The sequence below is a fragment of the Ruegeria sp. AD9 genome (genome assembly GCF_056542305.1).
This window is the reverse complement of sequence record NZ_JBQFZP010000043.1, coordinates 1-5545: the sequence shown is the minus strand read 5'-3', so window position 1 is coordinate 5545 and position 5545 is coordinate 1. Positions and strand designations below refer to the sequence as shown.

Below are 5545 nucleotides of genomic sequence, written 5' to 3'. Positions count from 1 at the left end.
CGATCAGTGGCGGAGCTACGCACTTGACATGACCGCGTGATCGTACCCGCATCAGACTTTTGCAATCAGTGCAGAATAAGTTGGCAATCCCCGGCTGGTTCTGCGGCTACTCACAACCATATGAATGCATCTAGAGCAGCAATGTTAGCACAGCTACGAGTAAGTTTCTCATGTAGGCTAGTCTTGTTTTATCAACTCCCTGAAGCGGGGATGGTCGCGGATCGCATCAAGATCCGGATCGACCGATAGCCATTGAAGCACGTCCGGTCCTGCATCTTTGGCAGTACGTTCGAGCACATTCAGAGCCAGATCCGTATCGCCCAAAAGCGAATAGACACAAGCAATGTTGAAACTACCACCGTCACTTCCGCCCCGTATTCGCAATGCGCGGTCCAACCATTCCCGCGCGCGGTCAAACTCGCCTCGCTGGGCGAGTATCGACGCGCCAAGTTCGAGCGGGTCAGGATTGTCAGGATACAGATCGGCGGCAATTTCTGCCCTGCGCAAGCCTAGATCGACATAATCCCTCCCTGTCTTCTTTTCACCTAACCTAGTCAGGATCATGTTAAGGAGTAGTGGTGAGCGGTAATCATCTGGCCGAATTTCAAGCGCGCGGATGAAGTGGAGTTTGGCTTTCTCAGTGTCTCCGGATGTCCAGCAGTAACGCGCGTAGTAGTAATGTGCCTCATAACACAACGGATCGACAGTAAGCGCATGTTCCATCGAAGCACGCGCTGCGCTTTCCTGTCCCGCTCCCAACAGGGCCTGCCCCTTGGCAGCATGCGCTTCGGCTAGGTTCGGTTCAAGTTCGATGGCCTTTTCGGCTGAGGCAAGTATCGCGTCGCGATCGATGCCTGCGCCCAACCAACTTGTTGACCAGGAGTCGCAGTCCGCGATGCCCGCATAGGCGCGAGCAAATGTGGGGTCGAGCTTTACAGCTTCCTCAAACATGGCGCGCGCGCGCGCCATGTAGTCATGCATCCGCAGATGGTAGAAGTGTCTGCCCTTCAGGTAGTAGCTATAGGCGTCGACATCGCGAGTTGGAGCCGCAGCGATGGAACGTTCTTCCGACACATTCAGCTCGATGCGCAACTGATCGACGATAGTTCGCGTGATTTCGTCCTGCACCTCGAAAATGTCTTCCAGGTCGCGGTCGTAACGGTCAGCCCAGACATGCCCCCCCGTCGTGCCGTCAATCAGCTGCGCCGTCACGCGCACGCGTTTGCCAGCGCGTCTCACACTGCCTTCAAGCAGGTATCGTACGCCCAGTTCGCGTGCTATCTGCGAGGAGTTGCCCGATTTGCCCTTGTAAGCAAACACAGCATTGCGCCCGACCACGAACAAGGCGGAAATCTTTGACAAATCCACGATCAGGTCTTCCGTGATCCCGTCGGCAAAATAGTCCTGTTCCCGGTCTTCGCTCAGATTGATCAGTGGCAGCACCGCAACTGATTTGTTGCGTTGCAGCGGTGCATCTGCTGGAAGTTCCTGTGCGCCGCTGCTGGCTAGATGAAACACCTGTAAAGGCTGATCGATGTTCTTTAAGATATGTTCCCCACCATCTTCGAAGCGAAGCCCTGAATCCACGCTGATCTGAGCACGCGTAGGCGCGCTCACAGCTATGCCACCGGGGCGTGCCAAAGATTCGATCCTGGCTGCAATATTGACGCCATCGCCGAAGACATCATCGCCATCATGAATGATGTCTCCGACATTAATGCCAATCCGGAACTCAATCCGCCTGTCGATGGGAATGTCGAGATTGCGGGTGCGCATACGAGATTGTATTTCGGCACCACAGGTTGCTGCGTTGACGACGCTCGGAAACTCGGCAATGAAGCCATCGCCGGTACTTTTGACGACCCGCCCGGCATGCTCCCTAACTTGGCCTTCGACTACATCGTCGAGGTGACTCTTCAAAGCCTGCAGCGTGGCAATCTCATTGGCCCGCATCAGGCGGCTAAAGCCAACCACGTCAGTTACCATGATTGCTGACAGCCGTCGTTCCACTTATGACTCCGATCAATTTCCTATGCTTGGCATCCATACAAAGCGGAGCCTAATTTGCAGAGCGCAATCGGTCCAGAACCAGAAGAAAAATGTCAGGAAAACCTTATTTGCACGGTCCCAATTGGGCTCAATAGCCGACCTCGGTGGTGGTGCAGCCCGTCAGAGGAGACATTCGCTGTGTCAACGGCGGTGAGAAAGTCTGCCATTGGGCGGAGCAAAAGTCGTCCACTGTTTGGGTGACCGGCGCCTTGGCAAACGCGCTCCCAAATAGCTGGCGGTTGCCAAGGCGTCTTGGTCCGTCAGGACCAATCTCTTCTGTGCCTTAGGAGTTCTGCCGGGCCCTGCTCTGTGCCAGGCGATAGCTTTCTCCGTTCATCTCCAGAATGCTGACGTGGTGGGTCAGCCGGTCGAGCAAGGCACCAGTGAGGCGCTCCGATCCGAATGTTTCGGTCCATTCATCGAAGGGCAGGTTCGAGGTGATCAGGATCGAGCCGCGCTCATAGCGTTGGCTGATGACCTCGAACAGCAATTCCGCCCCGGTCTTTGACAACGACACAAAACCAAGTTCGCCGATGATCAGCAGGTCCTGTGCTGCCAGTTGTTTTTGCAGGCGTTGCAGGCGGCGGTCATCTAGTCCAGATTCAGTGCCAAGCCGGGTTATTCATTCCAGGGCATGCCAGCGAGGCAGTTATACGAGAGCAGTTGGTGTAGAATGGACCGATAACGAGGGGAACCATGGGTCTGAGGTGGTGAAATATTGAATGCCTGCTAGAGGCAGTATTGATTTAGAAAATCGGCGAAAGCTTTTTGGGTGTAAATGGGTGTAGAAGTGGATTGACAAATGGGTGTAAATGGGTGTTGTTTTGGGTATGTTCAGAACTGACACACTGGTTATCACCTCAACAATCCTTGCCAGAATCTCGGAAATCGACGAGTTCAAAGGCGCCTGGCAAGCCCTTGGCACATTGGCGCCGGAACGGCTGGCGGCGCTGAGACGGGTCGCAACCATTGAGAGCATCGGTTCGTCCACCCGGATTGAGGGCAGCAAGCTTTCCGATCAGGAAGTCCAGCGGCTTCTGTCCAACCTGGAAATCAAAACCTTCGACACAAGGGATGAACAGGAAGTCGTCGGATACTCAGAAGTGATGGAAACGGTGTTCGAGGCGTGGGACCACATCACCATATCCGAAAACCACATCCTTCAGCTTCACCGGGACCTCCTGAAGCACAGCGACAAGGATGAGCGCCATCGGGGGGCCTATAAAACCTCCTCCAACAGTGTCGCCGCGTTTGACGACACCGGCGCACAGATCGGGATTGTGTTAGAAACGGCGACACCGTTTGACACACCCCGGCTGATGACGGAACTCATCAGCTGGTACAGTGATGCCGTCCAGAAACGGGACATGCATCCTCTGATCGCGATCGGGATATTTGTCGTGGTGTTCCTGGAGATACATCCGTTCCAGGATGGGAACGGCAGGCTCAGCCGGGTCTTGACCACGCTGTTGCTGCTCAGGGCAGGGTACGCCTATGTGCCGTATAGCTCCCTCGAAAGCGTGATCGAGCAAAGCAAGGAAGGTTACTATCTGGCGCTGCGGCAAACCCAGGGCACAATCCGAAGCGCTGAGCCCGATTGGACGCCGTGGCTGGAGTTTTTCCTGAACGCCCTGCAAAAGCAAATGTTGCGCCTCAGGATCCGCGTTGAACGAGAAAAGCTGATGATGGGTGCCATGCCGGAACTGGCTGCGAAACTCTACGAACTGACGCGGGAGCACGGGCGTCTGACAATGGCGGAGGCTGTAAAGCTTACAGGCGCCAACCGGAATACGCTCAAACAGCATTTTCGCGCGCTTGTGCATGACGGCCATCTGGAGCTTCACGGCCAGGCTCGGGGCGCCTGGTATTCGGTTCGGTAGCAACCGGCCTCAGAACCCCTGCGTCAGCATATCGATCGCCGACGTGATGTCCTCGAAACTGCTGTTCAGGTTGGTGACGGGTTCTCGCAGGATCGATCTGGGAACAGCCGCCATGAACTGCGTCACCATGACATATTCGGCGCCATCGATCGCGAATATCGGGTTCAGCCGCTTTGCCGGTATCGGCGCCTTACTTACAGCCATCAGGGGTACGACCATGCGCGTGTTCAGGGCATCGAGTAAATCTGCCTGGACAGAGCGTGTTGCACAAATCGTTTCCGATGCGTAGCTGGTCCTTTGATTTGACTGCGGGATGCTGTGATGCCCTTCAAATTCAATGCATCGCGGCGGGATAAGTTTGCGAAGGCAAAGTACCGTGTGACGAACTGGGCCGAATACAACGAGGCGCTCCGCCAGCGTGGTGACGTAACGGTCTGGTTCAGCGAAGACGCGGTGTCTGGGTGGTGCGCAGTGCGCTCCGGCAAGCGCGGTGGTCAACAACGATATTCTGATCTGTCGATTGAGACCTGCTTGACCTTGCGCGCCGTGTTCGGCTTACCGCTTCGCCAAACGCAGGGCTTTGTCCGCAGTCTGCTGCGGCTCATGCAGACGGACCTCCCCGTGCCGGATTTTTCGACGCTTTGCCGGCGTGCGCCATCGCTTCAGATCGCGCCCGACACCCGGACAGCCAGTGGTCCGATCGCGCTGGTTGTGGACAGCACAGGGCTGCGTGTCCACGGTGGCCGCGAGTGGATGCGTGAGAAGCACGGGCTGCCGAAGGCCCGCAAGATATGGCGCAAACTGCATATCGGCTTCGATCTGGAGAGCGGCGAGCTTGTGGCGTCCTGCCTGACACCCCAGCAGGTCGGGGACACCGGCGCTCTGCCCGACCTTCTTGCTGAGGTGTCCGGTCCGGTGCGCCGTTTCATCGGTGACGGGGCTTATGATGGTGTACCAACCGCCGCGACCATCCGGCATGCGTTTGGCCCGGATGTCGAGCTGATTATTCCGCCGCCGAAGAACGCCGTTCCCGGAGATTGCCAGGCACGTAACGCCCATATCGACATGATAACCGAAACTGGCCGAATGGCATGGCAGAAGGCCACCGGTTATGGTCAGAGATCGCGCGGCGAGGCCCAGATCGGGCGATACAAACAGGTCATCGGACTGGAACTGCGCAGCCGCAACATGGAGACCCAGACAACCGAAGCCCGCATCGCTGTCAAAGCCCTCAACCGGGATTGCCAACTTGCAGTCGCACCTGAGGCTGTTTAGCGGGTCTCCATGAATATACCAGCTGAGATGCCACGCCTGAAGGGCTACCGTTTTCCCCGTGAAGTCGTCGCCTACGCCGTTTGGGCATACCCGCTGCCCTTCGCCGGTAGCGATATGTAAGGCAGATAGGCACTGGAGCCGGTGGGCTCCGGTGCCACTTTCCAAGTCCACGACAATTCTCAAATAGGTCAGTGAAACAACTCATGCCCTTTCGTAGGATTATGTGTTTACTGGGTGTCGGCTTGATGCTGATATTGTTGAAAAACAACGTGTTGCTGGCGCAGAGAGAGGCGTACCGAACTGAGCGCGAGTGCCTTTCTTGTCAGGCTTTGCTCGTTTGC

At 56.4% G+C, this 5545-nt stretch carries 4 protein-coding genes and 2 pseudogenes; 3 read left to right on the top strand and 3 right to left on the bottom strand.

Annotation, left to right across the window (positions count from 1 at the left end):
- Positions 1-177 precede the first annotated feature (177 nt).
- Together ACR0AM_RS21380 and ACR0AM_RS21375 are read right to left on the bottom strand one after the other, a co-directional pair.
- Positions 178-2010: a TPR end-of-group domain-containing protein gene (locus ACR0AM_RS21380; RefSeq protein ID WP_480478409.1), complete on the bottom strand. Its 1833-nt coding sequence runs from the start codon at positions 2008-2010 to the stop codon at positions 178-180.
- Between the two features lie 322 nt (positions 2011-2332).
- Positions 2333-2641 (bottom strand): annotated as a pseudogene (locus tag ACR0AM_RS21375) (ATP-binding protein); the annotation flags it as partial.
- Between the two features lie 238 nt (positions 2642-2879).
- Here ACR0AM_RS21375 and ACR0AM_RS21370 point away from each other — a divergent pair.
- Entirely contained in the window at positions 2880-3929 is a 1050-nt protein-coding gene (locus ACR0AM_RS21370) for a Fic family protein (protein WP_480623970.1), read from the top strand.
- 9 nt (positions 3930-3938) lie between these two features.
- On the opposite strand, the gene ACR0AM_RS21365 is transcribed toward ACR0AM_RS21370, so the two are convergent.
- A complete protein-coding gene (locus ACR0AM_RS21365) occupies positions 3939-4202 on the bottom strand; it encodes a CcdB family protein (RefSeq protein WP_480623971.1) in 264 nt (87 codons plus the stop codon).
- Positions 4203-4250: 48 nt separating this feature from the next.
- Between ACR0AM_RS21365 and ACR0AM_RS21360 the strand changes: the two genes are divergently transcribed.
- The gene (locus ACR0AM_RS21360) at positions 4251-5204 is read left to right on the top strand and encodes an IS5 family transposase (RefSeq protein ID WP_480623969.1); all 954 of its coding nucleotides are present in this window, start codon (positions 4251-4253) and stop codon (positions 5202-5204) included.
- A 9-nt stretch (positions 5205-5213) separates the two neighbouring features.
- Positions 5214-5294 (top strand): annotated as a pseudogene (locus tag ACR0AM_RS21355) (IS6 family transposase); the annotation flags it as partial.
- Positions 5295-5545 lie beyond the last annotated feature (251 nt).

Bases quoted from the DNA above. Each gene is read 5' to 3' on its own strand.
- ACR0AM_RS21370 (WP_480623970.1), top strand. From the start codon at position 2,880: ATGTTCAGAACTGACACACTGGTTATCACCTCAACAATCCTTGCCAGA.
- ACR0AM_RS21360 (WP_480623969.1), top strand. From the start codon at position 4,251: ATGCCCTTCAAATTCAATGCATCGCGGCGGGATAAGTTTGCGAAGGCA.